Source organism: Enterococcus sp. AZ103 (assembly GCF_051714685.1).
GTDB lineage: Bacteria > Bacillota > Bacilli > Lactobacillales > Enterococcaceae > Enterococcus_A > Enterococcus_A alishanensis.
In genome coordinates this window covers 1-1005 of sequence record NZ_JBIOSI010000008.1, presented here as the reverse complement: position 1 = coordinate 1005, position 1005 = coordinate 1, and the positions used below count along the sequence as shown (strand labels likewise).

Here is a 1005-nt window from a genome sequence, read left to right as displayed (position 1 = left end):
TGTCAACAATTGGTTAAAGGACACCTTCTTTCCTAAGTATGTTGAAACCAGCGATAAAGAAGTGGTGAAATACATGATGAAAAATCCGGAAGTATTGGGAGGGGTCATGACCTTTAAAAATATTCAAGAAATGGCTGCTTATCCAATGAAAGGGGGGAGAATAGATTGCTATGTGATAGTGACTGTCACAGACAAGCAACTATCACAAGACTACAACAATGCTTATCACCTAATCATAGAACAAGATGATAACGACCAATTTGTTGTAGAGAGATTGACCCATGATATTAAAAACTAGGAGGAAATAGTAAATGAAATTTATCAGTGGTTTACAGAGGTTTAACTATGTAGTTGCGACAGCACCAACAGGAGGGGCATTTAAGAATTGGATATTGCAGTTAGGGGGAAATGTCTTAATTGCTGCTACGGTCATTTTTTTAATTACCGGATTTGCCAGACAATCTATTGGAAGAATTGCGGGGGTTTTAATTCTAGCTGCCTTTTGTGCATGGTTCTTAAACAGTCCTGATAGCTTCTTAGGTGTTTTACGAGGCATTGCAGAATTATTCGGACAGTAGAAAGCAGGTGAGAATATGCCACCATTAAACTACCGTACCATCTTCAAAAAACCGATTATCATAAATAGTATTGCAGATTTTATTTTGCCCTTTTCCATTGAATTAAAACGAGCTTTATTAGCGGTACCTGCACTATTGATTCTATGGGTACTAAATCGCTTTGTCTTAAACTACGTTTTCCCTTTGATTCATAATATGACGATTTCTTTTATCTATTATGGTGTGGGTGTCTACTATTTATCTGGTTGGTTCGCAGATGAATATACGGTATTTGACAATAAAAATTTGATTCTATTTTTGAAGAACTATATTAAGTATTTCACCAAAATCAAAGTAGGGAATCGGGTTTTAACAGATAATCAAATTATCACCAATCTTGAGCCAAACATTCGCTTTTCTAAAGCGAAAATCTAATCACAGGAGGTGA

General features: G+C 35.8%; 3 protein-coding genes. All 3 read left to right on the top strand.

The window, feature by feature from the left end:
• A partial coding sequence (locus ID741_RS19935; protein ID WP_438721396.1) for a conjugal transfer protein occupies positions 1-298 on the top strand: 298 nt, incomplete at its 5' end.
• A 13-nt stretch (positions 299-311) separates the two neighbouring features.
• Positions 312-578: a TcpD family membrane protein gene (locus ID741_RS19930; RefSeq protein WP_438721400.1), complete on the top strand. Its 267-nt coding sequence runs from the start codon at positions 312-314 to the stop codon at positions 576-578.
• A 15-nt stretch (positions 579-593) separates the two neighbouring features.
• Positions 594-992, top strand: coding sequence for a TcpE family conjugal transfer membrane protein (locus ID741_RS19925; RefSeq protein ID WP_438721399.1), 399 nt, complete (start codon positions 594-596; stop codon positions 990-992).
• Positions 993-1005 lie beyond the last annotated feature (13 nt).